This is a genomic window from Terrabacter sp. BE26 (genome assembly GCF_041941675.1).
In the GTDB taxonomy this organism is placed as follows: Bacteria; Actinomycetota; Actinomycetes; order Actinomycetales; family Dermatophilaceae; genus Terrabacter.
In genome coordinates this window covers 2956411-2982362 of record NZ_CP090122.1, presented here as the reverse complement: position 1 = coordinate 2982362, position 25952 = coordinate 2956411, and the positions used below count along the sequence as shown (strand labels likewise).

Genomic DNA, 25952 nt, shown 5'->3' with positions numbered 1-25952 from the left:
TCACTCGACCGTGACCGACTTGGCGAGGTTGCGCGGCTGGTCGACGTCGAGGCCCTTGGCCGTCGAGAGCCACAGCGCGAAGACCTGCAGCGGCACGACGGTGAGCAGCGGCGCGAGCAGCGGCGAGGTCGCGGGCACCCGGATGACCTCGTCGGCGAACGGCTCGACCGCCTCGTCGCCCTCCTCGGCGATGACGAGGGTGCGAGCGCCGCGGGCGCGGATCTCCTGGATGTTGCTGACGACCTTGCCGTGCAGACCGTGCTCGCTCGTGGGCGAGGGCACGACGACGAACACCGGCTGGCCCGGCTCGATGAGCGCGATCGGCCCGTGCTTGAGCTCGCCAGCGGCGAAGCCCTCGGCGTGGATGTAGGCGAGCTCCTTGAGCTTCAGGGCGCCCTCCATGGCGATCGGGTAGCCGACGTGCCGGCCCAGGAAGAGCACCGAGCGGGTGTCGGCCATGAAGCCGGCGATCTCCTTGACGCGGCCCATCCGGCCCAGCAGCGTCTCGATCTTCGCCGGCACCTCGGCCAGCTCCTTCATCACCGACTGCGCGTCGTCGGCGAACGAGCCGCCCCGCAGCTGGGCGAGGTAGAGGCCGAGGACGTAGCAGGCGGTGATCTGGGCCAGGAACGCCTTGGTCGAGGCGACCGCGATCTCGGGGCCGGCGTGCGTGTAGAGCACCGCGTCGGACTCGCGCGGGATCGTCGAGCCGTGCGTGTTGCACACCGAGACCGTGATGGCGCCGAGCTCGCGGGCGTGCTTGACGGCCATCAGGGTGTCCATGGTCTCGCCGGACTGGCTGATCGAGACCACGAGCGTGCGCTCGCTGACGATCGGGTCGCAGTAGCGGAACTCGTGGGCGAGGGCGACCTCGACGGGGATCCGGGTCCAGTGCTCGATGGCGTACTTCGCGACCATGCCGGCATAGGCGGCGGTGCCGCACGCCACGATGGTGATGCGGTCGACGGCCTTGAGCTGCTCCTCGGAGATGCTCATCTCGTCGAGGACGAGCCGACCCTCGGCGTCGGTGCGCCCCAGCAGGGTGTCGGCCACGGCATGCGGCTGGTCGTGGATCTCCTTCTCCATGAAGGTCGCGTAGCCGCCCTTCTCGGCGGCCGCGGCGTCCCACGTGACCTCGTACGCCTTGCCCTCGGCAGGCGTGCCGTCGAAGTTGACGACGCTGGCGCCGTCCGGCGTGATCGTGACGATCTGGTCCTGGTCCAGCTCGAGCGCGTGCCGGGTGTGCCCGATGAACGCCGCGACGTCGGAGCCGAGGTAGTTGGCGTCGTCGCCGAGGCCCACGACGAGCGGGCTGTTGCGGCGGGCGCCGACCACCACGCCGGGCTGGTCCGCGTGGATGGCGAGGAGCGTGAACGCGCCCTCGAGGTCGGCCACGACCGACCGCATCGCGGCGGTCAGGTCGTGCTCGCGCTCGTAGGCGGCGGCCAGCAGGTGCGCCACCACCTCGGTGTCGGTCTCGCTCTCGAACTCGACGCCGTCCTCGAGCAGGCCCTTCTTGAGGGCGTGGAAGTTCTCGATGATGCCGTTGTGGATCAGGGCCAGCTTGCCGTCGCGGCCACCGCGGTGCGGGTGCGCGTTCTGGTCGGTCGGGCCGCCGTGCGTGGCCCAGCGGGTGTGGCCGATGCCGGTCGTCGACGCGGGCAGCGGGTCGGCCTCGAGCTCGGCGACGAGGTTGGCGAGCTTGCCGGACTTCTTCCGGGTCTCGACGTGGTCGCCGTCGAGAAGCGCCACCCCGGCCGAGTCGTAGCCGCGGTACTCGAGACGCGCCAGCCCCTCCATGACGACGTCCAGCGCCGTCGCGTCTTTCGACCGTCCCACGTATCCCACGATTCCGCACATGGAGAGCAGCCTAAGGGAACGTGCGCGGGGGCAACGCCACGCACGGTGGCTGCGTCCGCAACAATGGCGCTCGTGTCGGAGCCATCCACCGGAACCGGCGGGAGCGGCGTCGAGGTCACCATCGGCAGCAACGGCACCGCGATCCCGTCCCCCTACATCGAGCTGGACCGGGCCGCCTGGTCCCGGTTGCGCGAGAACCACCCGCTGAACCTCGACGACGCCGACCTGGCGCGGCTGCGTGGTCTCGGCGACCCCGTCGACCTCCAGGAGGTCGAGGAGGTCTACCTCCCCCTCTCCCGCCTGCTCAACTTCTACGTGGGCGCGACGCGCCAGCTGCACCAGGTGACCAGCGAGTTCCTCGGCGAGCGCCCGGCACGGACCCCCTTCGTCATCGGCGTGGCCGGCTCGGTCGCGGTGGGCAAGTCCACCACCGCCCGCGTCCTGCGCGAGATGCTCGCCCGCTGGCCCGACACCCCGCGGGTCGCCCTCGTGACCACCGACGGCTTCCTCTTCCCGAACGCCGAGCTCGAGCGTCGGGGCATCCTGCACCGCAAGGGCTTCCCGGAGTCGTACGACCGCCGGGCCCTGCTGCGCTTCGTGGCCGAGATCAAGTCGGGCCGGGCCGAGGTGACGGCACCGGTCTACTCGCACCTGTCCTACGACATCGTCCCCGGCGAGCGCATCGCCGTGCGCCAGCCCGACGTGCTCATCGTCGAGGGCCTCAACGTGCTGCAGGCGCCCGAGAACCACCCGGTCCGGGGCACGGGCCTGGCCGTCAGCGACTTCTTCGACTTCTCGGTCTACGTCGACGCGTGGGTCGACGACGTGCGCAAGTGGTACGTCGAGCGCTTCCTGCGCCTGCGGGAGACGGCCTTCTCCGACCCCGACTCCTACTTCCACCGCTACGCGGCGCTCTCCGACGCGGAGGCCGAGGCGACCGCCAACCGCATCTGGCGCGAGATCAACGGCCCCAACCTGGTTGAGAACATCCTGCCGACGCGCTCACGCGCCACGCTCGTGCTCTCCAAGGGCGAGAACCACGCGGTCCGCCGCGTCCGCCTGCGCAAGATCTGAACGCAGGTATGCCGTGGGGCGGGCTCCGGTCGGAGCCCGCCCCACGGCATACGTCGTTCGGGTCTGGTCAGTACCAGTGCGGCGAGCGCGCCTGCCAGGTGGACCAGGCGTTGCATGGGTTGCCGTAGGACATCTCGATGTACCAGAGGCCCCACTTGATCTGGGTCAGCGGGTTGGTGCGGTAGTCCGCGCCGAACTGGGACATCTTGCTCGCCGGGAGCGACTGCGGGATGCCGTAGGCGCCGGAGCTCGGGTTCTCGGCGGACCAGCGCCAGTCGCTCTCGCCGTTCCAGAGGTTGACCAGGCAGTTGTACTGGGCGTCGCTCGACCAGCCGTGGTCGGCCATCAGGATGCGAGCCGCGGACTGCGGGTCCTTGAGGGAGTTGTTCGTGACCCGCTGGCGCTCCTTGTCGCGGGCAGCCTTGGCCGCGGCCGCACGAGCCTGCTCCGCCTGCTTGGCGGCCGCGAGCTTCTGCTTGGCCTCGAGCTCCTTCGCGGTGCGCGACCCGGTGGCGGCGAGGGCGGTGCGGCGCTCGTTGCGCGACACGGACGCGGCTGCGCGGTAGGTCGTGTCGACGGTGGAGGCGCGGGCGAGCTCGTCGGTCTGGGCCACGACGCCGTTGCCCACGACGAAGGCGGCCGTGTCGGCCCCCATCAGGTCGTTGGCCTTGGCGTAGGCGAAGCCCGAGGCGCCGAGGCCCAGGGCGAGGGCACCGGCCAGGACGGGGCGACCGAAATGCCGCCTGCGCGGCGCGCTCTTGCCGCGACGTGTGCTGCTCGTGGAGCCGGCACTGCCGCCTCCGGGGTGGCTTGCGGGGTGGCCGCTGCTCGACGCCTGTCCGTGGGTCTGACTCGAGCCCCTGCCGGGCCGCGCCGTGGGGGTCGCGCGGTCGGAGCGGGGAGCGGTCGAGGGGGCCGGTGCGCTGCGGTGCCGGCCTTCATACCGTGCCATGAACAGGGCTCACGCCTTCCTGGGTATAGGGAGTCCGGCGCGGGGACGCGTGGGCGGTGGCCGCCCGTGATTGCGCCAGACGTGGCAGGAGACCCTGGCGGCAGCGCTCGCACCCCAATCGGGCGTTACCGTTCCGAGATCTCCAGCGGCACACACTGCCACCGAATGACGCAAGGGGCAAATCGGCGTCCACAGGCAGGGCCCGGTGACCGCGGGGTGACGACGGCCCTCCGACGGCCCCCCCGACTGCCCTCCGACGGCCCCCCCGACGCCGGTCGTACGGCAGGCGGTCCCCGGGAGCTGGCCCGGGGACCGCCTGGCGTCACGACCAAGCCGGTGAGGTCACATCTCGATGCCCTCGAGCAGGTCGGTCACGAGGGCGGCGATCGGGCTGCGCTCGCTGCGCGTCAGGGTGACGTGCGCGAAGAGCGGGTGGCCCTTGAGCTTCTCGATGACGGCCGCCACGCCGTCGTGCCGGCCGACGCGGAGGTTGTCGCGCTGCGCGACGTCGTGGGTGAGCACCACCTTGCTGTTCTGACCGATGCGAGACAGGACCGTCAGCAGGACGTTGCGCTCGAGCGACTGCGCCTCGTCGACGATGACGAACGCGTCGTGCAGGGACCGGCCGCGGATGTGGGTCAGGGGCAGCACCTCGAGCAGGCCCCGGTCCATGATCTCCTCGACGACCTCGGTCGAGACGAGGGCGCTGAGCGTGTCGAAGACGGCCTGCCCCCACGGGTTCATCTTCTCGGCCTCCGTGCCGGGCAGGTAGCCGAGCTCCTGGCCGCCGACGGCGAAGAGGGGGCGGAAGACGAGGACCTTGCGCTGGATGCGGCGCTCCATGACCGACTCGAGACCCGCGCAGAGGGCCAGGGCCGACTTGCCGGTGCCGGCTCGGCCCCCAAGGCTGACGATGCCCACGTCGGGGTCGAGGAGCAGGTCGAGGGCGATGCGCTGCTCGGCGCTGCGCCCGTGGAGGCCGAAGGCGTCGCGGTCGCCGCGCACCAGCCGGATCTGCTTGTCGGCGCCGACCCGCCCGAGACCGCTTCCCCGCGGCGAGAGCAGGACGAGACCGGTGTGGCAGGGCAGCTCGGCAGCACCGGCGTGCTCGATGCGGCCGCGGTCGTAGAGCTGGTCCAGCTCGTCGGTCGTGACCTCGAGCTCCTGCAAACCGGTCCAGCCAGAGTCGACCCCCTGCTCGTGGCGGTACTCCTCCGCCTCGAGCCCGCAGGCCGACGCCTTGACCCGCATGGGGAGGTCCTTCGACACGACCGTCACGTCGGCGCCCTCGTTGGCGAGGTTGCGCGCCACCGCCAGGATGCGGGTGTCGTTGTCCCCCAGGCGGAACCCGGCGGGCAGCGACGAGGGGTCGGTGTGGTTGAGCTCGACCCGGAGCGTCCCGCCGTCGGTGCCGACGCCGACGGGCCGGTCGAGGCGCCCCTCGCTGACCCGCAGCTCGTCGAGCAGGCGCAGCGCTTGCCGGGCGAAGTAGCCGAGCTCGGGGTGGTGGCGCTTGCCCTCGAGCTCGGTCACGACGACGACCGGGAGCACGACCTCGTGCTCCGCGAAGCGCAGCATGGCCCGCGGGTCGGACAGCAGCACCGACGTGTCGAGGACGTACGTCTTGTGCTCGGGCTCGCGCGGGCGCGCCGTCGTGCCAGTGGTGGGGGACGTGCTGTGTGCTGTGGCGCGTGTGGAGGCCGCGGCCGGCTCGGTGGTGCTGTTGGCGGAGTCCGACGTGACCTGACGGGTCGTACGTGCCATGTGCCACTCCCTACGCGGCGCGCCTCGCGCGCCTAGTCGCTCCCGAGGTGCCGGGCGGCCACGAGAGGGTGGCAGGGTGCCCGGCCCTCCGTCCTGAGCGATAGCTCCATGGGTGGGCCTCCTGGCGACGTCCGACGGGTGTCGGCCGTTGGGACGACGGTACGACTCCGCGCCGACGCTGCGGAGCATTGACGCGCATGCTGGTCACGTGTCGCCACGAGTTCACGTGGGCGCCACCCGCCGCCCCCCGCCGCCACGGAGCCGCCACTGCGCCGCCACGTCCCGGCAACCGCAGCCTCCCCGTCGGGTCCGGCTCAGCGGCGGGGGCCGCCCCCGCTCCGGAGTGCTGCGAGCACGCCGATGACCGCGGCGAACAGTCCCAGCAGGACGATCACGACGACGGCTCCGGCACTAGTCGGCGTCTCGCCCGTGGCGGCCCGGCGCAGGGCGAGAACCATGACGAGGGTGACGAAGGCGCAGACGGCCACGAGGAGCCACCGGCCGAAGCGACCGACGCGGGAGTCGTCGCCGAACGGGCTGCCGACATTGGCACCCGACGCGACGGCCGCCGCCATGGGGTCGACGCCGGGGTTGCGCCGCAACCATGCCCGTCGCGCCGTCCCCATCCGGACGATGACCGCACCGATGACGACGAACGCGATGCCGACGCCCAGGCGGGCACCGCGCGCGTCGTCGCCGCCGAACACGCCGTAGGCGAGACCGAAGAGGCCGATGGCCCCGAGGACGGAGCCGAGGACGACCGTCGTGCCGATGCCGACCGGACCGAAGGGCTGGGCCGGGTCGTCGAGCCAGGCGTACGGGGGCGGGTCGCCTGCGCGCGCTCCCCCGGGCGTCGGGGTCGGCGTGCTCATGCAGCCACTCCGGGCAGGAGCTGTTCGAGCTCATGCACGAGGCGGCCGTCGGCGACTGGGCGCTGCTCGCCGTCCGCCGTGTCCGAGACGGTCCAGCCCGCACCGTCGGGACGGAAGTAGCGCGTGCCGATGCTGCCCTCGAGCGTGCGCGTCTCGATGGCGAACCGGGCGCTTCCGTGCGCGCTGCGCAGCTGGTCGACGGCGCGGGCCAGCACCTCTGCGGGCCGGTCGACGGCGTCGCTGAGGCCGACGAACCACGTGCCGAGGCTGCGCGGCTGCAGCAGGGCGACGATGTCGCCGTCCTCGATGACGACCATGAGGTCACCCGTGTCGCCGTCGCGCACGCTGATGCCGCTCCAGCGCCTGGCCCGCGCGAAGGCGGTCTCGAGCACGGCCGCCTCCCCACGGCTCACAGCCCGGTCGCCCCGAGGCTCGGCCAGCCCTCGCGCGAGCAGCGAGGCCACGGCGGCAGCACCGACGACCTCGTCCGTGGGCGCGGCGTCGAACCCGAGCGAGGCGACCGACATCCGCGAGCTGTCCGTCGCGTGCCGCCCGAGGAGGTACCGGATCTCGGCCCAGCCGAATCCGTAGACGTCGTCGGGCAGCGGCACGCGAGCCAGCTCGGAGCCGGCCAGCGGGTCAGTGGAGATGGACATTGAGGTGCTCCTTCGTCGGTCCCTGTGGCCCGGGACCCATCTTGTCGTGCCGGCTCGTGCGATGCCCCCCGGCGTAGACCCCGTCGATGCCAACCGGAGGGCGGTGGTCAGAAGATGCTCGTGACCGAGTCCCAGGCGTCCGAGGCAGCGTCGCCGATGTCGCCCGCGACGTCGGCGACACCTTCGCCGACGGCGTTCACCGCGTCGTGCACGGCGGGGATGTTCTGGTAGGCCGCGAGGCCGAGCCCCGCGACGCCGCAGGCGATGTTGACCGGCGGAGGGGCGAAGACGGCGCCTGCGGCGAGACCCGTGCCCAGGCCGTTCGTGATGATGCCCTCGGTGTCACCGTGAGCGATCGACACGCCGAGCTGCGCGGCGCTGAGGCCGATCCCCACCGGCCCGAGCACACCGAACTTGCCGACGAACTTCCCGGCCGCGCTGCCTTCCGCGAAGAGCCCCGAGAGGCCCTTCATGTCCCAGGCATCGGCGAAGACCCCGGCGCCTGCGGCGAAGCGTGACGCGCCCGGAAAGACGTCGAGCATGCTGTCGCCGACGCGTGCCATCTCGGTGATGTTCGACAGGTAGCGCCCGCTCAGCAGCGCGCCCTGCGAGCGGGAGAAGATCGAGCCGAACGCCGCGGTCTGCGCGAGCAGGCTGGGCATCCCGACGATCGTCATGGCGTTGGCGATGCTGTCGAGGGGCGACATCCCGCCGCCCGAGCCGCCCGAGCCCCCCGGACCGCCGGAGCCACCAGGAAACCCCGGAGCGCCAAGGCCGCCCATCGGGCCGAGCCCGCTCGCCTGGCCACTCGTCGTGTCCTGGGCGCCGGCGTTGCGGCGCAGCGCCTCCGCCAGCTTGCCGAGGTCGGAGCCGAACTGCGTCAGCTGGGCCTCCACCGGAGGCCAACGCTCCATCAGCTGGTCGAGGTCGGACCCGCCCCACTGCCCGCGGAGCGCGTGCACGGCCCGGCTGGCCTCGGACTTCACCCCGTCGCACTCGCGGGCGTGCCCCGTCAGGCGCTCCGCCGACGCGCGCAGGGCCGCCGGGTCGGCGCCCTTCTTGTAGATCGCCATGCTGCCTGCTCCCCTGACGTCGTCGTTGCGTGCCTCGCGCCACGGCCGGCCGCGCGCCTGCACCATCTCGGCTCGCGGTGCCGCCGCTGCCCACCCGAAACCTACGCAACCTCCGCGGGCCGGACAATGGGGAGCACTCCCCACCGTGGGTCGTGGTCGCCGCCGACCGCCCGCTCAGCCTCCGAAGCGGCGGTGCCGCCCGGCATACGCCCGCAGTGCCCGAAGGAAGTCGACGTGGCGGAAGTCGGGCCAGTACGCCTCGCAGAAGTAGAACTCCGACGTGGCGCTCTGCCAGAGCAGGAACCCGCTGAGCCGCTGCTCACCCGAGGTGCGGATGACGAGGTCGGGGTCCGGCTGGCCCTTGGTGTAGAGGTGCTCCGCGATGTCCTCGACAGTGAGCCCGGCGGCGATCTGCTCGATCGTCTCCCCCTTCGACGCCCGCGACAGCAGCAGGTCGCGTACGGCGTCGGCGATCTCGCGCCGGCCGCCGTAGCCGACGGCGACGTTGACCGTCATGCCGTCGACGTCCTTGGTGCGCTCGGCGGAGGCGCTGAGGCTCGCGGCCGTCTCCGGCGGCAGCAGGTCCCGCGCCCCGACGACCTTGAGGTGCCAGTGACCGGACTCGGCGAGGTCGGCCACGGCCGTCTCGATGATCTTCAGGAGGGGGGCGAGCTCCTCCTCGGCGCGGCGGAGGTTGTCGGTGGACAGCAGCCAGAGGGTGACGTACTCGACGCCCGCCTCACGGCACCACTCGAGCAGCTCCTCGATCTTGTCGGCGCCGGCCTGGTGTCCGCTCGCCGTGCCGGCGCCACGGGCGCGGGCCCACCGCCGGTTGCCGTCGAGCATGACGGCCACGTGACGCGGGAGCGCCTCCTTGGGGAGGTCCTTGAGGACTCGACGCTCGTATGCGCCGTAGACCACGTCGCGCCACCCCACCGGGCCTCCTCGTCGACTCTTCGACCGGTCGCCACCGGTCGCGCCGGTCACGGTCAGCGCAGCCCGAGCGGGCCGCGGTCCCACCGTACCCCTCGGCCCTCGGGGCCCGGCGAGGCCGGCACGAGGCCCGCGCGAGTGGTTTGCGAGGGTCTCGTGAACGGGCCGTGAAGACGCAAAGACAGACAACCTACGCATCCGTAACCTACGGTCCCGTAGGTTACACTCGGGGCATGAGCCACCCTCCCGAGCCTCCCGTCGAGGAGTCGTCGAGCACCCACGTCGCCGACCTCGTCGCGATCGTCAAGCCGCGCTTGCGCGGCTGGCTGCACCTCGGCATGTTCCCGCTCGCGCTGCTCGGCGGCCTGGTCCTCGTGCTGGTCTCCGAGCCGGGTGCCGTGCGGACCGCCTCCCTGGTCTTCATGACGAGCGCGGCCCTGCTCTTCGGCGTCTCGGCCGTCTACCACCGCGGCACCTGGGGGCCCAGGATGTCGGGCCTGCTCAAGCGGTTCGACCACTCGAACATCTACCTCATCATCGCCGGCACCTACACGCCGTTCGCGGTGACGCTGCTGCCCACCGACCAGGCCCGGCTGCTGCTCGTGCTGATCTGGGGCGGCGCCGTCGCGGGCGTGCTCTTCCGCATCTTCTGGGTCGGCGCCCCGCGCTGGCTCTACACCGCGCTCTATCTCGCGCTGGGCTGGACGGCCGTCTTCTACGTCGTGCCCTTCTGGCGCGAGGGCGGGCCGCTGATCGGCTCGCTCATCGGCCTCGGCGGCCTGTTCTACACCGCCGGCGGCATCGTCTACGGCACGAAGAAGCCCAACCCGTGGCCGCGCTGGTTCGGCTTCCACGAGGTCTTCCACGCCTTCACCCTCGGCGGGTTCGTCACGCACTTCACCGCGGTCACGCTCGCCGTCGTGGGCAGTCGCGCCTTCGCCTGAGAGCGGCCGGCCCGCGCTCGGCCCGTCCCACCTGCACCACGCCAGAACGCCCCGGCCGCGGCCGGGGCGTTCGTCGTGTGCTGCCGCACGGGAGGGCGTATGCCGTGTGGCCGGCCCGGGTGGGGTCGCCGGGATCCGTCAGGAGCGGGGCACCTGGCCGCCGCCGTCGGCCGGCCCGCTGCCCTGGTCACCGCTCTGGCCCGCGCTCGGCCCGTCGGCCTCGCCCGTGTGACTGCTGGGGCCGGTGTCGCCCGTGCCCTCGGCGCCGGTGACGCGAGTGCCGTCGGCGTCATCGGTGTGCACCTGGTTGGCCTCGTCACGGTCGCGGTAGGCCATCCGGCGCAGCCGGCTGTTCATGTTGCGCACCAGGAACCACAGCGCCACGGCCAGCACGAAGAAGGCGAGGAAGCCCCAGATGCCGGGGCCCACGGGCAGGTTGCCGCTGCCACCCATCAGAGCTCCGCCTTCTCTGCCTCGGGCTCGTCGAGGTGGGTGTCGGAGCTGTCGCCGTGCGGGTGCCCGGCCCGGCGCTCGGACTCGTCGACCTCCTCGACCTGCTCGGCCTCCTCCTCGGCGGGCTCCTCCGTGACGCGGCCGTCGTGGACGATCTGGAGCCCGGGCCGGGTCGCGAGCGCGTCGGCCTCCGCGGGCGTGCCGAGCCCCGCGAAGAGGTCGTCCTCGCCCTCGGCGATCGGCACGTAGGACAGGGCCGCCTCGAACTCCTCGACGCCCCACACCCGCTTCTGGATCTCGAGCGGCACCTGGAACCAGAAGCCGTCGGGGTCGACCTGCGTCGCGTGCGCGATGAGCGCGCGGTCGCGGGTCTCGAAGTGGTCGGCGCAGGCGATCATCGTGGTGGGACGCCCGGAGCGGCGCGGCTTCCAGTTGGCAAGCCACTCGGCATACGGGCTCTCGAGGCCCTCGGCGACCATGGCGTCGTGGATCGCCTCGAGGCGGGGCCTGGACCAGCCACCGTTGTAGTAGATCTTGAGCGGCTGCCACGGCTCACCGGCGTCGGGGAAGCGCGTGGGGTCACCGGCCGCCTGGAACGCCGACATGGCCACCGTGTGGGACATGATGTGGTCGGGGTGGGGGTAGCCACCCTTCTCGTCGTAGGTCGTCATGACGTGCGGGCGCCACGCGCGGATGACCCGCACGAGCGCCTCGGTCGTCACCTCGAGGTCCTCCAGCGCGAAGCAGCCGTCGGGCAGCGGCGGCAGCGGGTCGCCCTCGGGCAGCCCGGAGTCGACGAAGCCGAGCCAGGTGTGCTCGCACCCCAGCACCTCCTGGGCGGCCTTCATCTCGTCACGCCGCACCTGGGCGATGTCGCGCAGGATGTGCGGGTCGTCCTTGAGCTTCTCGTTGAGGATGTCGCCGCGCTCACCGCCCGTGCACGAGACGACCATCACGGACGCACCCTCGGCGACGTACTTGGCCGTCGTCGCGGCACCCTTGCTCGACTCGTCGTCGGGGTGCGCGTGCACCGCCATCAAACGCATGCCCTCGGCCACGTGGCTCCCTGTTCGTCAGCAGTCATCGGTGGGTGGGCGCCGACGGCTCGTTCGTCTTCCCGAGGCCGCTCGCCGCCCGGGCCGCCGCCCCTCGCCGCGCTGTCATGGGAGAGACTGGACCCGACTGCCATCCTCTCACTCCCCCGCGCCCTTTCCCGCGCGGGCTCGAACCGCCAGGACCCGTATGCCGTCCCGACCGACCCTGCCCCGCCCCGCTCCCGGCCAGCTCAAGTGGTGGGTCATCGGCACGGTGGGCATCCTCGCCGGCGTCGCCCTCGCCGTCTGGTTCGGGCTCTCGGCCACGCTGGGCCAGCCGTCGTGGCAGACGATGGGCTACAAGGTCGTCAGCGACCAGCAGGTGCGGGTCGACTACCAGGTCTATCGACCGGGAGGCACCGCGCTGACGTGCACGATCGAGGCGCTAGCCCTCGACTTCTCTCCGGTGGGGACGACGACCGTGCGCCTGCCGGCGAGCGCGCAGGAGACGACGACCCAGTCCGCGACCGTCCGCACGACCTCACGCGCCGTCACGGGGCAGGTCAAGCGCTGCTCGTGACCCCGCCCTGCGCACGAGCTGTCGGCGGCACCTCGTTGCGGGGCCGCATACACGATCTGTCTTCTCCTGCACGCCGGGCTCCCACTTTGTTATCCTGAGTTCTTCATCCAGGGTCCGGACCCGTCGCCGACCGGCATTCGCGTTGTCGACACTGCCGTTCGGGCCCTTCTTTTTGTGCAGGCGCCCACGCGGAGCACCGCGTGGGCGCTGTTCATCCAAGGAGTGACAACCGTGACCGAGACTGCCGCTGGCTTCCTGACCCAGGAGGCCTATGACCGCCTCAAGGCGGAACTCGACCAGCTGACGGGCGAAGGTCGCATCGAGATCGCCCGCAAGATCGAGGAGGCCCGCGAGGAGGGCGACCTCAAGGAGAACGGCGGCTACCACGCCGCCCGCGAGGAGCAGGGCAAGATGGAGGCCCGCATCCGCCAGCTGACCGAGCTGCTCCAGAACGCGACGATCGGTGAGACGCCCGCCGACGACGGTGTCGTCGAGCCCGGCATGCTCGTGACGGTCGAGATCTTCGGCGACGAGGAGACCTTCCTGCTCGGCAACCGCGAGATCGCCGACGGCTCCGACCTGCAGGTCTTCTCCGAGAAGTCCGCCATGGGCGCCGCCATCAACGGCAAGAGCGTCGGCGACAGCACGAGCTACGAGGCCCCCAACGGCAAGACCGTCGAGGTCAAGATCCTCGCCGCCAAGCCCTACACCGGCTGACCCGCCTTCCGAGGCCACAGGGCGGGCCGGCTCCCCCGCGTCGGCGGGCGGAGCGGCCCGTCCCTGTCTGCCCCGGTCTGCCCGCTCCCCCACCCGTCGAAAGGCCAAATTCTGCGGGTGCTCACCCGTCGAGAGGCCAAACTTCGCGAGTCCCCGCACGTCGAGAGGCCGAAGTTCGCGGCTCCCCAGCTCTTGAGAGGCCAGGCTTCGCACTAAGACCGCCGACGTCGAGGCCGTGCGAACTGGGCGGGCGCCAGGAACTGGGGAGCCGCACCCATGACGTCGAGCAGGTGAGGGTTCACGTCGAGGTGCCCAGCCAGCTCACGTAGCTTGGCAGCGCGCGGCTCGTGCTCGAACACATCGGCGGACACGATCTCGACCATGGTCCAGCCCCCTCGCTCGACCCGGTCACGGCGAAGGCCGTCGTGCACTCGATCCCGGGTCCGGGTGTGGAACTCGACGCCGAGGTACTCACCGACGACGCGCTGCTCCTGCCAGACGAGGTCGCCGAACCCGAGCCACTCGCCGGCATGGCTCACGACGGGGACGTTGTGCTCGGGCTCGGGCAGTCCCGCCCGGGTGACCATCAGCCGGCTCCGGGTCTCCATCGGCGACCACGCGCCGCGGCGGATTCGCGGGATCGCGAACGTGAGCGTCACCTTGCCGCGCGGTCTCCCGCGCCGCTCGACCGCCCGTCGGAGAGGATCGGCGCTCCCGAGCAGGTTTGCCGCCGCGTCCCCCGCGACGATGAGGTCGTCGAGGCCGACTGGGCGCCCCGGGCCGACGTGCTCGCCCAGATCGGCCCAGGTGTCAGCAGCACCGACCACCGGGAGACCCTCCACCAGCACCACCTGCCGCGACTCGAGGCCACGGTGTCCGACCACCTCACCGCGGCGGACGCGGTTGGCGTCGGTACGCGTGACGATGTGGATGTGCGGGTCCTCCTCCAACGCATACGGCAGCGGGATACCGAGAAGTCGTGCCGCGGTGGCGTGCGCGAACGCGAACTCGTTCGGCGCCGCCGCCGCGAAGGCGCGAGCACGCTCGAGCAGGGTCACGGGGACCTCGGCGGTGCGGACTCCGGGGGTCGGGGTCCAGAGGTCCTGGGCGCGCAACCGCGAAGGCGTCACGCCTCGGCGGAGGGCCTCCTCTGTCCGGAACGGTCGCAACAGCAGATCGGGTGGCAGCGCCTGGGACTCCATGCACAGACGCTGCTGGACCACATCCTCGAGGGCGAGGCCCCTCGTGCAGGCTGTGGGCAGGACTCACCACGCTGCGGGGGATGTGGACGAGCACGAACTTTGGCCTCTCGACGGTTGAGGACCCGCAAACTTTGGCCTCTCGACGGTTGGGGACCCGCAAACTTTGGCCTCTCGACGGGTGAGGACCCGCAAACTTTGGCCTTTCGACGGTTAGAGGAGATGGGTGGCGAGGGTGCGGGCGGCGTCGGCCGTCTCGGGGTGGGCAGCCAGCAGGCCGACCGCGAAGAGCAGGTATGCCGTGTCGACGCTCGCGCGCGCCGCGCGCGGCACCTTCCAGCCGCCGGCGTGGTCGCTCAGGACCGCCCCGAGCACCCGCTCGCGCGCGGCTGCGTCGGCGTGCCGCAGCACTCCCCCGGACCCCACCAACCTCGTCACGTCGGCCAGCGGGCGCGCCGACTCCGTCGGCTGCGCGGGACGCGCGTGCCGGCGCACCGCGACGAGGGCTGCCAGGCGGGCAAGCTCCCCATCCATCCCCCACTCCACGTCGTCCACGGGGAGCGAACCGGGCTGCTCGTGGACGCGGGCGGCATACGCGGTCAGGGCTGCCGGGTCGGCCACGGCGTCGAGCAGGTGCTCGGCCGCGCCGGCCTCGAGGACGTGCTCGGCGTTCCAGCGCATGCCGAGGTCGCCCTCGACCGTGCGGGCGTGCCAGAGCGGGGCGACGACGTGCTTGCGTAGAGAGGCGTCCTCCCCCTCGGGGGTCACGCACGAGTAGACGTCGGTGGTGGCGCCGCCGACGTCGACGACCAGGACGTCGCCGCCGCCGGAGACCGAGGCGAGCACCTCGACGCCGCGCAGCACGACGTCGGGAGTCGCCGCCTCGACCATCCGGGCGAAGGCGGGGTCGCGAGAGAGGCCCTTGCCGCCGATGACGTGGCGCAGGAACGCCTCCCGGATGGCGGCGCGGGCCGACTCCGGTGCGATGACCCCGATCTGCGGCAGCACGTTGTCGGCGAGCACGATGGGTCGGTCGGTCACTGCCAGCGCCGCGGCCGCCTCGTCACGCATCTCGACGTTGCCGGCCACGACGACGGGCACGGCGTGGTGGCCGCTCCCACCGATGCGGCCCTGGGCCAGGCGTCGCGCGTTGTGCAGCAGGACGTCCCCGTTGCCCCCGTCGGTGCCTCCGACGAGCAGCACCAGGTCGGGACGAGAGGCCCGTACGCCCGCCACGTCGGCGACGGTGAGCTCACCGGCGGCGACGTGGACCACCTTGGCGCCCGCGGAGAGCCCGACGCGGTGGCCCGCCTCGGACGTCACCGTGCGTTCGTAGCCGACGACGGCGAGCCGCAGGCCACCCCCGGCGCTCGAGCACGCCCGCACCCTGGCGTCGTCCGGGACGTCGAGCCGGGCGCGGAGCGCGCGATAGCCGTCGAGGATGTCTCCCCCACCGCAGGCGCCTGTCGACGGCGTCGACCCCGTGGCGAGCACGGTGCCGTCGTCGGCGAGCAGGGCACCCTTGGTGAAGGTCGACCCGAAGTCGACGGCGAGGATCGTCATGGGCAGCGGGCGGCGGGCGTCGGCGCGCGGTCGTCGCGGCTCAGCCGTGGATGTCGAGCGCCTCGCGCAGGTCGGCGATGAGGTCGTCGGCGTCCTCGATGCCCACGGAGAGGCGGATGAGGTCGGAGGGGACCTCGAGCTCGGTGCCGGCGACGCTGGCGTGCGTCATGCGGCCCGGGTGCTCGATCAGGGACTCGACGCCGCCCAGCGACTCGCCGAGCGTCCACAGGCTGACCGCCGCGCACGCCTTGACGGCCGCGTCCTCACCGCGGCGCATCCGGAAGCTGACCATGCCGCCGAACCGCTTCATCTGGCGCGCCGCGACGTCGTGGTTGTGGTGGGTGGGCAGGCCCGGGTAGAGCACGTGCGAGACGGCGTCGTGGCCCAGGAGGAAGTCGACGACCTTCTCGGCGTTGTCGCAGTGACGCTCCATGCGGATGGCGAGCGTCTTGAGGCCGCGCAGCGTCAGCCACGAGTCGAACGGTCCGGCGACACCGCCGATGCTGTTCTGGTGGAAGGCGATCCGGTCCTCGGCGTCCTCGTAGCCGGGCACGCGGATCTCACGGGCGGTGACGACCGCCCCACCGACGACGTCGCTGTGGCCACCGGAGTACTTCGTCGTCGACTGCGTCACGATGTCGGCGCCGAGTGCGAGCGGGCTCTGGAGGTAGGCGGTCGCGAAGGTGTTGTCGACGACGAGGAGGGCGCCGGCCTCGTGGGCGATGGCCGCGATGGCCTCGATGTCGGCGATGCCGAGGAGCGGGTTGGTCGGCGTCTCGACCCAGACCATCTTGGTCTGCCCGGGTCGGACCGCCGCGCGGACCGCCTCGACGTCACCCATGTGGGCGATCGAGTGCTCGATCCCCTGCGGCTTCGCGACCTTGTTAAAGTAGCGGTAGGTGCCGCCGTAGGCGTCGTCGGGCACGACCACGTGGTCGCCGGGCACGAGCAGCGCCCGCGCCACGGTGTCCTGGCCGGCGAGGCCCGAGGCGAAGGCGAAGCCCCGGCTGCCCCCCTCGAGGGAGGCGATGCACTCCTCGAGCGCCGTACGCGTCGGGTTGGCCGAGCGGCTGTACTCGTAGCCCTTGCGGAAACCGCCGATGCCGTCCTGCTTGTAGGTCGACACCTGGTAGATGGGAGTGACCACCGCACCGGTCGACTCGTCCGCCTCCTGTCCGGCGTGGATGGCGCGGGTGGAGAAACCGTGGTCTGCAGACATGACCACGACCCTATTCCCTGCGGCCCGGCGCGCTCCATCCGGCGACATCGGTGGCCCGCGGCGGGAACTCTGGGATGCTGCTTCCGTGGCTGCCGGCTTCGACTACAGCAACCGCAGCGAGCGTCCGCGCGGCCCGGTGCTGTCGGCGCTGTCCGCGGCCTTCCCCGGCGTCCGTGCGGTGCAGGAGCAGGTGCTGCCGTATGCCGTGTGGTGGGAGTCCCACAACCGCGTGGCCGTCACCGGCAGCGGGCCGCTGTGGGTCGCGCTCGGCGACTCGATGACGCAGGGCATCGGCGCGAGCGCGCCCGACCGCGGGTGGGCCGGGCAGCTGAGCGCTCGGCTCGCGCAGCGGGGCTGGGCCCACCGCCTGGTCAACCTCGGCGTCAACGGCGCCCGGGTCGAGGACGTGCTCGACCGGCAGCTGCCCGCCCTCGAGCTGCTGGAGGAGCTGGCGGAGCTGGAGCAGGCGGCAGACGCCCGTCCTGCGCTGGTCACCGTGGTCATCGGCTCGAACGACGTCGTGGTGAGACGCCACCGCAGAGGCTTGACCGAGCGCTTCGAGCAGATGCTCGACCTCCTGCCCGCAGGGGCCCTCGTCGCGAACCTGCCGAACCCGCACCGCGAGGCGCGGGCCGTCGATGCGCTCCTGCGCGACCGAGCGGTCGCGGGTCGGTTGGTGCTCGTCGACCTGCGCCGCGAGGTACCCCGGTCATGGCGTGGCCGGCTCGCCTCGGACCGGTTCCACCCGAACGACCGTGGCTACGCCGACATGGCGAGCATCGTGGAGCGTGCCCTCGACCGGGCGCGCCTCCTCGGCTGAGGCGACCACCCGGCATACGTCCTCGGAGGCGCCCCAACGGCGCCGGCGGGCTCAGTCCAGCGGGTCGAGGATGCGGTGGAGGAACTGGCGGGCACGCTCGGTGCGGGGCCTCGTCAGCACCTCCTCCGGCGTGCCGCGCTCGACGATGACGCCGCCGTCCAGGAAGAGCACCTGGTCGGCCACCTGCTGGGCGAAGCGGATCTCGTGCGTGACGACGACCATCGTCCAGCCCTGTGCCGCAAGGTCCTTCATCACCGTGAGCACCTCCCCCACCAGCTCGGGGTCGAGCGCGGAGGTCGGCTCGTCGAAGAGCATGAGCTTGGGCCTGACGGCCAGGGCCCGGGCGATGCCGACGCGCTGCTGCTGACCGCCGGAGAGCTGGAAGGGGTAGGCGTCGGCCTTCTCGGCGAGGCCGACGAGCCGGAGCAGCTCGCGAGCCTCGGCCTCGGCCTCCTCACGGTTGCGTCGCTGGGCCAGCACCGGGCCGGCGGTCAGGTTCTCGAGGACGGTCAGGTGCGGGAAGAGGTTGTGGGACTGGAACACCATGCCGCTCTGCGCCCGCAGCGTCGCGACCTGCTTCTTCGTGACGGGACGGTTTGCGAAGTCCACCTCCACGTCCCCGATCCGGACCACCCCCGCGTCGGGGATGTCGAGCGCGTTGAGCGACCGGAGGACCGTCGTCTTGCCGGACCCGGAAGGGCCGATGAGGACGGTGACGCTGCCGCGGGCGACCTCGAAGTCGATCGACCGGAGCACCGTGTGGTCCCCGAAGGACTTCGCGAGACCGGACACCGAGACGAGCGGGTCGGCCTGCGGCACGGGCGGTATCGATAGCTGGCTCATGCGGCGACGTACCTGTTCTGTCGTTGCTCGAGGCGGGACTGCCCGAAGGAGAGCACCAGGCAGACGACCCAGTAGTAGACGGCAGCCACGCCGTAGAGGGCGAAGAACTGGTACGTCGGGGCCGCGATCTCCTGGGCGACGCGCAGCAGCTCGGTGACCTGGATGGTCGATGCGAGCGAGGTGTCCTTGACGAGCGAGATGAGGGTGTTGGACAGCGGCGGGATGGCGGTGCGCGCGGCCTGCGGCAGGATGACCCGGCGCAGCGTCGTGGCGTAGCCCATCCCGACGGTCGAGGCCGCCTCCCACTGCCCCTTGGGGACCGACAGGATCGCCGAGCGGATGACCTCGGCGGCGTACCCACCGACGTTGAGCGTGAAGGCGATCACGGCCGCGGGGAAGGGGTCGAACTGCACCCCGAGGGACGGCAGCCCGTAGAAGATGATGAACAGCTGCAGCAGCAGCGGCGTGCCACGGATCACCGAGATGTAGATCCGGGCGATCCCCGACACGACGCGCACCTTCGACAGCCGCATCAGGGCCACCCCGAGCGCCACGACGAGCCCGAGGACGAAGCTGATGATCGTCAGGGGGATCGTCGAGGTCACCGTGGCCCGCAGCAGCGGCCCCAGCGAGTCGAGGATGAGCTGCCTCGTCTGATCGTTCACGACGCCCACCCTGTCGGGTGCGGCAGGCCGGTCATGGGGCCGGCTTGACCGAGACGTCGCTGCCGAAGTACTTCTCGGACAGCTTCTTCAGCGTGCCGTCTGCCTGGAGCTGGGCGAGCGCCTTGTTGATGGCGGGGAGGAGGTCGGAGCCCTTGCGCGTAGCGACGACCTGCTCGGACACGTCGCCGGTCTTGGCCGCAACCTTGATCCCCCGGTCACCGGTGGACTTCTGGTAGTCGAGCACGGCGAGGTTGTCGTTGACCGTGGCGTCGACGCGCGACTGCTTGAGCAGCGTCATCGCCTGGGTGAAGCCCTCGACCGACTCGACCTGGGCCCCGGCGTCCTTGGCGACCTTCGCCCAGTTGCTCGTGAGGCTCTGCGCCGACTTCTTGCCCTTGAGGCCGGCCAGCGAGGAGATGGACGAGTCGTTCGCGCGGGTGGCGATGACGCCCTCGGAGTAGGTATACGGCGTGCTGAGCCCGTAGAGCCCGGCGCGCTCGGGGTTCTTCGTGACCTGGTTGATCACGGCGTCGAAGCGCTTGCTCGCCAAGCCGGCGAAGATCGCGTCCCACGGCGTCTCGACGTACTGGACCTTGACGCCCAGCTTGTCGGCGACCGCCTTGGCGACGTCGACGTCGTAGCCCGTGAGCTGGTTGGTCTTGGGGTCGTGGAAGGAGAACGGCGCATACGTTCCCTCGGTCCCGACCTTGAGCACCCCGGCGCTCTTGACGGCCTGGAGGTCGGAGCCGCCGCCCGACCCGCCGCTCGAGCTGCTGCAGGCGGCGAGGACGGCGGTGAGGAGAGTGGCGAGCAGGACTGTGAGGACGGACCTCGAACGCATGACTGGACTTCCTGGTAGAGGGGTCGGCACGGTGGACGCATAACGTCACATTGCGATGGTCATAACCCAGTGACGAAGCGGTTCATCGCATGCCAACCTCCACCTACCCCCGGAACATTCCCCGGTGTGTCGCTGTCTGGGGGCGGAGACGGCAATCGCGTCAGTCCTCCGACGAGCGGATGTAGACGGCGAGCGCGGCGCGGTCCGTGCCGAGCGTCTTGACGTCGTGGCCGAGCGTGGCCGTCGCCTCCCGTGCCGTGAGCGAGTACGTCTTTCCCTGCGAGGTGACGTGCACCGCGTCGAGGTTGCGCACGGTCCCGAGCAGGATGGTTGCCGCCTCGCTGAAGTCGGTCTGCTCGAACGGCTTGGCCGGGTGGGGCAGGTCGATGGTGACGGCATACGGCGGGCGCGTGGTCCAGAGGCTCAGGGTGTAGGTCCCCAGCGGCCCGAAGCCGGCCTGGTCGACGAGCGCGATCACCTTCGAGTTGTCGCCGACGTATGCCGTCCGGTCGGCCCACAGCGCCGCCGTGCGCGCCTCTGGCCCGCCCGTCGCCGACGCGGCCGTGGAGGGGCCGTCCGCCCCCGAGCCGGTGCACCCGGTGAGCGCCAGTGCGCCAAGGGCCGCGCCCAGAACCATGGACGCGAGGGCCTTCTTCATCATGGGATCTCCCTGTCGCGCAACGACGGTCGGTGCGGTGAAGTCGAGACGCCCGTCACGCGCTCCTGGTTCCGCCTAGCCCTGCTCGAGGCGTTTCTGCCACTCGCGGCTGTAGCCGTCGACGACGTAGCCGAGAAGCCGGTTGACGGCGAGCATGTGCTCGTTGGAGGCGGCGTTCCACGTGCGGACGGCGGTGACCTCCGGCAGCTCGTCACCGACGCGCAGGGCGTTGGCCGCCTTGAGCCGCAGCCCGAGGCCGTGGCCACGGTGCTCGGTCAGCACCAGGGTGTCCTGCTGGTAGCCGAGCGTCGGCTCGCTCGCCGACACCGACACCTGGGTGAAGCCGACGATCCGCCCGCTGGGCACGTGCCGGGCCACCGTCTCGAGGATCCGCCTGCCGGCCGACCGCAGGCGCTGCTGCTGCTCGAGGAGCCGCTTCGCGTCCCACGCCTCCTCCTCGAGGGCGAGGTCGTCGGTGGGCGCATCGGTGCTCATCCGCTGCTGGAGGACCGCGCGGTCCTCCAGCCAGGCTTCCGGCATGTCGTCGACGTAGCCCTCGAGCAGGTAGTCCTCCGCGCCGGGGGCGGCCACGAGCGCCTCGAGCGCGCCACAGTCCACGGGCAGGGCCATCTCGCTGCGCAGCACGGTCATCCCGACGACGAAACCGTGACCGGTCGCGAACGACTCCGAGGCGTCGTGGCCCCCCTCGGCCCACTCCGTCTCGGCGAAGAAGAGCGACCGGTCGTGGTCGACGCCGATGCGCTCGGCCTCCGCGAGCAGCGCCGAGCCGATGCCCCGGCCTCGCGCCTCGGCCCGCACCGAGAGCCACAGCATGGCGGCGTCGAGGTTGTCGACCAGGGGCAGCTGGACCTCCAGGGCGCCCACGACCCGGTCACCGGTCCACGCGGCGAGGTCGGCGCGCTTCTTGGTGCCCGTCCGGTGCAGCGCCTGCAGCTCCTCGAGCGTCCACGCGCTCCCCCGCTCGGCGAAGAGCTCGCGCTGCACCGAGGCGTGGACGTCGATCCACTGCCGAGCGGCGTCGTCCTGCTCCGGGTCGAGCACGTCGATCGGCCGGATGGTGAAGTCGTCGGTCACGGGGCAGAGTCTGTCGACCCCGCCGCCGCCGGTGCCAGCGATTTGTCCGCGACGACGCGACACGGCATACGCAGGGGGTGTTGGGCGTTACAGAAACGTCAGACCAGCCCAGCACGAAGGATGTGACACCGGCATGGTGTTCGGATTCGGTAGGAAGTCGCAGATGCCCACGCGCGAGGAGGCCCTGTCCGGCCGCGCGGAACGCCCGTATGCCGTGAACCCCACGCACGTCGTCCTGGGCACCCCGCTCGAGGGTCCGTGGCCCGAGGGCTCCGAGGTGCTCTACGTCGCGATGGGGTGCTTCTGGGGCGTCGAGCGGATCTTCTGGCGGCAGGAGGGCGTCATCGCCACGGCCGCCGGCTACATGGGCGGCTACACGCCCAACCCCACCTACGAGGAGACGTGCACCGGGATGACCGGTCACGCGGAGACGGTCCGCGTCGTCTACGACCCGACCAAGACATCGCCCGAGCTGCTGCTCAAGGCGTTCTGGGAGAACCACGACCCCACCACCGCCAACCGGCAGGGCAACGACATCGGCACGGCCTACCGCTCGGCGATCTTCTGGACGACCGAGGGCCAGCGGCTGGCGGCCGAGGCCACTCGCGAGGCGTTCCAGAAGGTGCTGGACGACAACGGCTACGGGCAGATCGCCACCGAGATCCGCTCCGCCGACGACGCCGGCCCGTTCTACCTCGCCGAGGACTACCACCAGGGCTACCTCCACAAGAACCCCGGCGGCTACTGCAACCACGGGCCGAACGGCATGACCTGCCCGAGCGGCATCGTGCGCCAGGACCAGCTGCCCGCGCAGCAGGACATCGCTCCGCCCGCCTGAGGCACCACGACCGACGAGCTCCCGCCCGGCATCGACCGGGCGGGAGCTCGTGTCTGTTGCGCCAGGTGCGCGTCAGCGCGTCGTCAGGGCAGCATCCACGACAGCACCGGCGTCGACTGCAGGTAGACGAGCACGCACATGAACACGAGGAAGCCGAGGCTCCAGCCGATGACGCGCCGGAAGAGGTCGCCCTCCCGGCCCGTGAGCCCGACCGCCGCGGCGGCGATGGCGAGGTTCTGCGGGGAGATCATCTTGCCGAGGACGCCGCCGGAGGAGTTCGCGGCCGCCATGAGCGCCGGCGGCAGCCCCACGTCCTTGGCCGCGGCGACCTGCAGCGCCCCGAACAGCGAGTTCGAGGAGGTGTCCGACCCGGTCACGGCGACACCGATCCAGCCGAGGATCGGCGACAGGATCGCGAAGGCCGAGCCCGCGCCCGCCAGCCAGGCGCCGAGGCTCGCCGTCTGGCCGGACGCATTCATCACGTAGGCCAGGCCGAGGACCGCCATGACGGTGAAGATTGCCGCGCCCAGCTGCCGATAGGTCTCGCCGTAGGCCTTGACGGCCTTGCCCCACGAGATCCCGATGGCGGGGATGGTCAGCAGGCCGGAGATGATCATGAGGGTGCCGGCCGCCGCGAGCCAGTTCAACTTGAACGTCGGCAGCGTCGAGGTCTTGCCCGACGGGGTCTGCAGGTGCAGCCCCGGCCACTGGAAGCTCTTCGTCGGGGCGCCGAGCAGGTGCGCGACCGCAGGGATCTGGCTGACGCTGAAGACCACGATGATGAGCAGGTACGGCGCGTAGGCCCGGAGCACGTCGGCGCGGCTGTCGTGCCGGTCCGCGTCACGGGCGGCGAGGTCCTCGACCGAGCCCGTGCCCGGGCCGACCGGGTGGTCCGAACCGCCGACCGATGCCGCGGGGACGCCCTCGACGACGTGCGAGGCGTGGGCGTGCAGGGGCTCGCGGGTGCCGACCCCGACGAGCTCGGGCTCACCGATCTCGACGTAGCTCTGCGCCGGCTGCCAGAAGCGCAGCAGGAGGACGACGGCGGCCGCGCCCACGAGCGAGGCGACGATGTCGGTGAGCTGGGTCGAGAGGTAGTTCGAGGTGGCGAACTGCGCGACCGCGAAGGCGATGCCGCAGGTGAGCGTGGCCGGCAGCGTGGCGCGGACGCCGCGGCCACGGTCGATGATGAAGACGAGCGCCATCGGCACGAAGAGGCCCAGGATCGGGGTCTGACGGCCCACGATCGAGGCGAGCTCGTGCTCGGGCAGGCCCGTCACCTGGGCGAGCGTCGTGATCGGGACGGCCAGAGCGCCGAACGCGACGGGCGCCGTGTTGGCGACGAGGGCGACCGTCGCGGCCTTGATCGGCCGGAACCCGAGGGCGATGAGCATCACGCTCGTGATCGCGACCGGCGTGCCGAAGCCGGCGAGGGCCTCGAGCAGGGCGCCGAAGCAGAAGGCGATGATGACGGCCTGGATTCGCTGGTCGTCGCTGATCCGGGCGAACGAGCGGCGCAGCACGTCGAAGTGCCCGGTGACGACCGTCATGTTGTAGACCCAGATCGCGTTGATGACGACCCACATGATCGGGAAGAAGCCGAACGCCGCACCCTCGAGGCCGGCCATCGCGGCCTGCCCGACGGGCATGGAGTAGACGATGACCGCGACGAGCAGCGACATGACGAGCGAGGCCACCGCCGCCTTCCAGGCGGCGATCCGCAGCACGCCGAGCAGCAGGAACAGGGTCAGCAGGGGAAGCAGTGCCACGAGCGCCGTGAGCGTCAACGAACCCGCCAAGGCGTCGGTTACGGGACGGAACATTCAGTCACCTCATTGTGAGCAGTGGATGTTGGTCGTGCGGGTCAGGACGGACGGGACGGTCAGGGCTCGGTCGTCGCAGCTCGGCCGACGCCCAGCTGCTCGGGGCCGAGGCCCCGGATCGAGGCGTCGAGCACCTCGACGGTGTGGGCGAGCGCGAGGTGCCCACCCTGTCGCTCGATGGACGAGGCGACCTGCATGAGGCACCCGGGGTTGGCGGTCACGAGCAGCTCGGCACCGGTGGCCAGGACGTTGGCGGCCTTGCGGTCGCCGAGCTCGCGGGCGGGGACGGGGTTGATGATGTTGTAGATACCCGCCGAGCCGCAGCACAGGTCGCCCTCGGCGATCTCCCGCAGCTCCAGGCCGGGTATGCCGCGGAGCAGGTCGCGCGGCTGGGCGCGGACGCCCTGGGCGTGGGCCAGGTGGCAGGCGTCGTGGTAGGCGATGGCCACCGGCAGCGGGTGCCGGTCGGCGACCGGGCCGGCCTCGGCGAGGATCTCCGAGACGTCACGCACCTTGTCGGTGAAGGCCCGGGCACGCTCGGCATACGCGGGGTCGCCGGCCAGCAGGTCGGCATACTCCTTCATCGTCGACCCGCAGCCGGCGGCGTTGACGACGACGAAGTCGACCCCCGCCTTCTCGAACGTGTCGACGAGGCCGCGAGCGAAGCGCTGGGCCTCGTCCTCACGTCCGTTGTGCGCGGAGAGCGCACCGCAGCATCCCTGCGAGGCCGGGGCGAGCACCTCGAACCCCTCCGCGGAGAGGACGCGCGCGGTGGCCGCGTTGACGCCGGGGAAGAACTCCCGCTGCACGCAGCCGAGCAGCATGCCGACCGTCCCCCGCTTGACACCCCGGGCCGGGGTCCGCTCGGGCACCTTCTCGGCACGCTCGAGCGGCGGCGCGAGCGCCTCCATCGAGGCGAGAGTGGGAGAGATGCGGTCGAGCACGCCGGTCCGGCGCAGCAGCGCGGACAGGCCGCTCTTCTGGTGCAGGCGCAGGGGGCCGCGGAGGGCGCGCAACCGCTTCGGGTAAGGGAAGAGCGCGAAGATCGCGCTGCGCAGCGCCTTGTCGCGCTTCGGGCGGTCGTAGCGACGCTCGACCTGGCTCCGGGTCGCCTCGATGAGCTTGTCGTACTGCACGCCCGAGGGGCAGGCGGTCACGCAGGCCATGCAGCCGAGGCAGGCGTCGAAGTGCTGGACCATCGAGGAGGTCAGCGGCTCGCCCTGCAGGCCCTCGTTCATGAGGTAGATCCGGCCGCGCGGCGAGTCCATCTCCTCGCCCCACAACGTGTAGGTGGGGCACGCCGGCAGGCAGAAGCCGCAGTGCACGCAGTCGGAGACGAGCTCGGCCGACGGCGGGTGGTGGTCGTCGAAGGCGGGCTCGCCGCCCTGGACCGGGGTGAGGGAGAGCTTGGCGCTGGTGCCCAGCGTTCCCGTCGGCGCGGACACCGGGCCGGCGCCGTTGTCGTGCACGGTCATG

General features: G+C 71.6%; 25 protein-coding genes. 6 read left to right on the top strand and 19 right to left on the bottom strand.

Features of this window, described 5'->3' with window-relative positions; translation table 11 throughout:
- Nucleotides 1-1860 carry a glutamine--fructose-6-phosphate transaminase (isomerizing) gene (gene glmS, locus LQK93_RS13765; RefSeq protein WP_374968345.1) on the bottom strand — a complete coding sequence of 620 codons (1860 nt, stop codon included), beginning with the start codon at nucleotides 1858-1860 and terminating at the stop codon, nucleotides 1-3.
- A 63-nt stretch (nucleotides 1861-1923) separates the two neighbouring features.
- Between glmS and coaA the strand changes: the two genes are divergently transcribed.
- Entirely contained in the window at nucleotides 1924-2934 is a 1011-nt protein-coding gene (coaA, locus tag LQK93_RS13760; RefSeq protein WP_374968344.1) for a type I pantothenate kinase, read from the top strand.
- A gap of 67 nt (nucleotides 2935-3001) precedes the next feature.
- Here coaA and LQK93_RS13755 read toward each other — a convergent pair whose 3' ends face one another.
- From LQK93_RS13755 to LQK93_RS13730, 6 genes are all read right to left on the bottom strand, one after another.
- On the bottom strand, nucleotides 3002-3886 hold the full coding sequence (locus tag LQK93_RS13755) for a lytic transglycosylase domain-containing protein (RefSeq protein WP_374968343.1): 885 nt from the start codon (nucleotides 3884-3886) through the stop codon (nucleotides 3002-3004).
- Nucleotides 3887-4228: 342 nt separating this feature from the next.
- On the bottom strand, nucleotides 4229-5464 hold the full coding sequence (locus LQK93_RS13750) for a PhoH family protein (protein WP_374971510.1): 1236 nt from the start codon (nucleotides 5462-5464) through the stop codon (nucleotides 4229-4231).
- Between the two features lie 500 nt (nucleotides 5465-5964).
- Nucleotides 5965-6522, bottom strand: coding sequence for a hypothetical protein (locus LQK93_RS13745; RefSeq protein ID WP_374968342.1), 558 nt, complete (start codon nucleotides 6520-6522; stop codon nucleotides 5965-5967).
- A complete protein-coding gene (locus LQK93_RS13740; RefSeq protein WP_374968341.1) occupies nucleotides 6519-7178 on the bottom strand; it encodes a hypothetical protein in 660 nt (219 codons plus the stop codon). Before LQK93_RS13740 ends, LQK93_RS13745 begins: the two co-directional genes overlap by 4 nt.
- Before the next feature lie 107 nt (nucleotides 7179-7285).
- Nucleotides 7286-8251 carry a hypothetical protein gene (locus LQK93_RS13735; protein WP_374968340.1) on the bottom strand — a complete coding sequence of 322 codons (966 nt, stop codon included), beginning with the start codon at nucleotides 8249-8251 and terminating at the stop codon, nucleotides 7286-7288.
- Nucleotides 8252-8425: 174 nt separating this feature from the next.
- Nucleotides 8426-9187 carry an isoprenyl transferase gene (locus LQK93_RS13730; protein WP_374968339.1) on the bottom strand — a complete coding sequence of 254 codons (762 nt, stop codon included), beginning with the start codon at nucleotides 9185-9187 and terminating at the stop codon, nucleotides 8426-8428.
- Between the two features lie 230 nt (nucleotides 9188-9417).
- On the opposite strand from LQK93_RS13730, the gene LQK93_RS13725 reads away from it, so the two are divergent.
- A complete protein-coding gene (locus tag LQK93_RS13725) occupies nucleotides 9418-10128 on the top strand; it encodes a hemolysin III family protein (RefSeq protein ID WP_374968338.1) in 711 nt (236 codons plus the stop codon).
- Between the two features lie 138 nt (nucleotides 10129-10266).
- On the opposite strand, the gene LQK93_RS13720 is transcribed toward LQK93_RS13725, so the two are convergent.
- Complete coding sequence (locus LQK93_RS13720; RefSeq protein ID WP_374968337.1) at nucleotides 10267-10581, bottom strand: hypothetical protein; 315 nt, start codon at nucleotides 10579-10581, stop codon at nucleotides 10267-10269.
- Nucleotides 10581-11618, bottom strand: coding sequence for a mycothiol conjugate amidase Mca (mca, locus tag LQK93_RS13715; RefSeq protein WP_374968336.1), 1038 nt, complete (start codon nucleotides 11616-11618; stop codon nucleotides 10581-10583). The genes LQK93_RS13720 and mca overlap by 1 nt, the downstream gene beginning before the upstream one ends.
- Nucleotides 11619-11823: 205 nt before the next feature.
- Between mca and LQK93_RS13710 the strand changes: the two genes are divergently transcribed.
- Complete coding sequence (locus tag LQK93_RS13710; protein WP_374968335.1) at nucleotides 11824-12195, top strand: DUF4307 domain-containing protein; 372 nt, start codon at nucleotides 11824-11826, stop codon at nucleotides 12193-12195.
- Between the two features lie 231 nt (nucleotides 12196-12426).
- On the top strand, nucleotides 12427-12912 hold the full coding sequence (gene greA / locus LQK93_RS13705; RefSeq protein ID WP_374968334.1) for a transcription elongation factor GreA: 486 nt from the start codon (nucleotides 12427-12429) through the stop codon (nucleotides 12910-12912).
- Nucleotides 12913-13124: 212 nt separating this feature from the next.
- On the opposite strand, the gene LQK93_RS13700 is transcribed toward greA, so the two are convergent.
- The 3 genes from LQK93_RS13700 to LQK93_RS13690 form a co-directional block, all read right to left on the bottom strand.
- Nucleotides 13125-14114: a hypothetical protein gene (locus tag LQK93_RS13700; RefSeq protein ID WP_374968333.1), complete on the bottom strand. Its 990-nt coding sequence runs from the start codon at nucleotides 14112-14114 to the stop codon at nucleotides 13125-13127.
- 210 nt (nucleotides 14115-14324) lie between these two features.
- Nucleotides 14325-15674, bottom strand: coding sequence for a glutamate mutase L (locus LQK93_RS13695; RefSeq protein ID WP_374968332.1), 1350 nt, complete (start codon nucleotides 15672-15674; stop codon nucleotides 14325-14327).
- 40 nt (nucleotides 15675-15714) lie between these two features.
- Nucleotides 15715-16893 (bottom strand): cystathionine gamma-synthase, encoded by a 1179-nt coding sequence (locus LQK93_RS13690; RefSeq protein ID WP_374968331.1) that lies wholly within the window; start codon nucleotides 16891-16893, stop codon nucleotides 15715-15717.
- A gap of 85 nt (nucleotides 16894-16978) precedes the next feature.
- Here LQK93_RS13690 and LQK93_RS13685 point away from each other — a divergent pair, with 85 nt between their 5' ends.
- Nucleotides 16979-17713, top strand: a complete 735-nt coding sequence (locus tag LQK93_RS13685; protein WP_374968330.1) for an SGNH/GDSL hydrolase family protein — start codon at nucleotides 16979-16981, stop codon at nucleotides 17711-17713.
- 51 nt (nucleotides 17714-17764) lie between these two features.
- On the opposite strand, the gene LQK93_RS13680 is transcribed toward LQK93_RS13685, so the two are convergent.
- The 5 genes from LQK93_RS13680 to LQK93_RS13660 all read right to left on the bottom strand — a co-directional run bounded on the left by LQK93_RS13680 (nucleotide 17765) and on the right by LQK93_RS13660 (nucleotide 21815).
- A complete protein-coding gene (locus tag LQK93_RS13680; protein WP_374968329.1) occupies nucleotides 17765-18556 on the bottom strand; it encodes an amino acid ABC transporter ATP-binding protein in 792 nt (263 codons plus the stop codon).
- The gene (locus LQK93_RS13675) at nucleotides 18553-19221 is read right to left on the bottom strand and encodes an amino acid ABC transporter permease (RefSeq protein ID WP_374968328.1); all 669 of its coding nucleotides are present in this window, start codon (nucleotides 19219-19221) and stop codon (nucleotides 18553-18555) included. The genes LQK93_RS13680 and LQK93_RS13675 overlap by 4 nt, the downstream gene beginning before the upstream one ends.
- Nucleotides 19222-19252: 31 nt before the next feature.
- The gene (locus tag LQK93_RS13670) at nucleotides 19253-20062 is read right to left on the bottom strand and encodes an amino acid ABC transporter substrate-binding protein (protein ID WP_374968327.1); all 810 of its coding nucleotides are present in this window, start codon (nucleotides 20060-20062) and stop codon (nucleotides 19253-19255) included.
- Nucleotides 20063-20222: 160 nt separating this feature from the next.
- Nucleotides 20223-20723, bottom strand: a complete 501-nt coding sequence (locus LQK93_RS13665; RefSeq protein WP_374968326.1) for a DUF4825 domain-containing protein — start codon at nucleotides 20721-20723, stop codon at nucleotides 20223-20225.
- Nucleotides 20724-20795: 72 nt separating this feature from the next.
- Nucleotides 20796-21815, bottom strand: a complete 1020-nt coding sequence (locus LQK93_RS13660) for a GNAT family N-acetyltransferase (RefSeq protein WP_374968325.1) — start codon at nucleotides 21813-21815, stop codon at nucleotides 20796-20798.
- A 163-nt stretch (nucleotides 21816-21978) separates the two neighbouring features.
- On the opposite strand from LQK93_RS13660, the gene msrA reads away from it, so the two are divergent.
- Entirely contained in the window at nucleotides 21979-22653 is a 675-nt protein-coding gene (msrA, locus tag LQK93_RS13655; protein ID WP_374968324.1) for a peptide-methionine (S)-S-oxide reductase MsrA, read from the top strand.
- 83 nt (nucleotides 22654-22736) lie between these two features.
- Here msrA and LQK93_RS13650 read toward each other — a convergent pair whose 3' ends face one another.
- The gene (locus LQK93_RS13650; protein ID WP_374968323.1) at nucleotides 22737-24476 is read right to left on the bottom strand and encodes an L-lactate permease; all 1740 of its coding nucleotides are present in this window, start codon (nucleotides 24474-24476) and stop codon (nucleotides 22737-22739) included.
- A gap of 59 nt (nucleotides 24477-24535) precedes the next feature.
- A complete protein-coding gene (locus LQK93_RS13645; protein WP_374968322.1) occupies nucleotides 24536-25951 on the bottom strand; it encodes a (Fe-S)-binding protein in 1416 nt (471 codons plus the stop codon).
- Nucleotide 25952 lies beyond the last annotated feature (1 nt).

Excerpts from the sequence above, each read along its gene's own strand:
- LQK93_RS13650 (WP_374968323.1), bottom strand. The coding sequence starts at position 24,476 with ATGTTCCGTCCCGTAACCGACGCCTTGGCGGGTTCGTTGACGCTCACG.
- LQK93_RS13680 (WP_374968329.1), bottom strand. The coding sequence starts at position 18,556 with ATGAGCCAGCTATCGATACCGCCCGTGCCGCAGGCCGACCCGCTCGTC.
- coaA (WP_374968344.1), top strand. The coding sequence starts at position 1,924 with ATGGCGCTCGTGTCGGAGCCATCCACCGGAACCGGCGGGAGCGGCGTC.
- LQK93_RS13750 (WP_374971510.1), bottom strand. The coding sequence starts at position 5,464 with ATGCTGCGCTTCGCGGAGCACGAGGTCGTGCTCCCGGTCGTCGTCGTG.
- LQK93_RS13645 (WP_374968322.1), bottom strand. The coding sequence starts at position 25,951 with ATGACCGTGCACGACAACGGCGCCGGCCCGGTGTCCGCGCCGACGGGA.
- LQK93_RS13735 (WP_374968340.1), bottom strand. The coding sequence starts at position 8,251 with ATGGCGATCTACAAGAAGGGCGCCGACCCGGCGGCCCTGCGCGCGTCG.
- LQK93_RS13755 (WP_374968343.1), bottom strand. The coding sequence starts at position 3,886 with ATGGCACGGTATGAAGGCCGGCACCGCAGCGCACCGGCCCCCTCGACC.
- LQK93_RS13670 (WP_374968327.1), bottom strand. The coding sequence starts at position 20,062 with ATGCGTTCGAGGTCCGTCCTCACAGTCCTGCTCGCCACTCTCCTCACC.
- LQK93_RS13720 (WP_374968337.1), bottom strand. The coding sequence starts at position 10,581 with ATGGGTGGCAGCGGCAACCTGCCCGTGGGCCCCGGCATCTGGGGCTTC.
- LQK93_RS13690 (WP_374968331.1), bottom strand. The coding sequence starts at position 16,893 with ATGTCTGCAGACCACGGTTTCTCCACCCGCGCCATCCACGCCGGACAG.
- LQK93_RS13700 (WP_374968333.1), bottom strand. The coding sequence starts at position 14,114 with ATGGAGTCCCAGGCGCTGCCACCCGATCTGCTGTTGCGACCGTTCCGG.
- msrA (WP_374968324.1), top strand. The coding sequence starts at position 21,979 with ATGCCCACGCGCGAGGAGGCCCTGTCCGGCCGCGCGGAACGCCCGTAT.
- glmS (WP_374968345.1), bottom strand. The coding sequence starts at position 1,860 with ATGTGCGGAATCGTGGGATACGTGGGACGGTCGAAAGACGCGACGGCG.
- LQK93_RS13745 (WP_374968342.1), bottom strand. The coding sequence starts at position 6,522 with ATGAGCACGCCGACCCCGACGCCCGGGGGAGCGCGCGCAGGCGACCCG.
- LQK93_RS13710 (WP_374968335.1), top strand. The coding sequence starts at position 11,824 with ATGCCGTCCCGACCGACCCTGCCCCGCCCCGCTCCCGGCCAGCTCAAG.
- LQK93_RS13695 (WP_374968332.1), bottom strand. The coding sequence starts at position 15,674 with ATGACGATCCTCGCCGTCGACTTCGGGTCGACCTTCACCAAGGGTGCC.
- LQK93_RS13665 (WP_374968326.1), bottom strand. The coding sequence starts at position 20,723 with ATGATGAAGAAGGCCCTCGCGTCCATGGTTCTGGGCGCGGCCCTTGGC.
- LQK93_RS13725 (WP_374968338.1), top strand. The coding sequence starts at position 9,418 with ATGAGCCACCCTCCCGAGCCTCCCGTCGAGGAGTCGTCGAGCACCCAC.
- mca (WP_374968336.1), bottom strand. The coding sequence starts at position 11,618 with ATGGCGGTGCACGCGCACCCCGACGACGAGTCGAGCAAGGGTGCCGCG.
- LQK93_RS13740 (WP_374968341.1), bottom strand. The coding sequence starts at position 7,178 with ATGTCCATCTCCACTGACCCGCTGGCCGGCTCCGAGCTGGCTCGCGTG.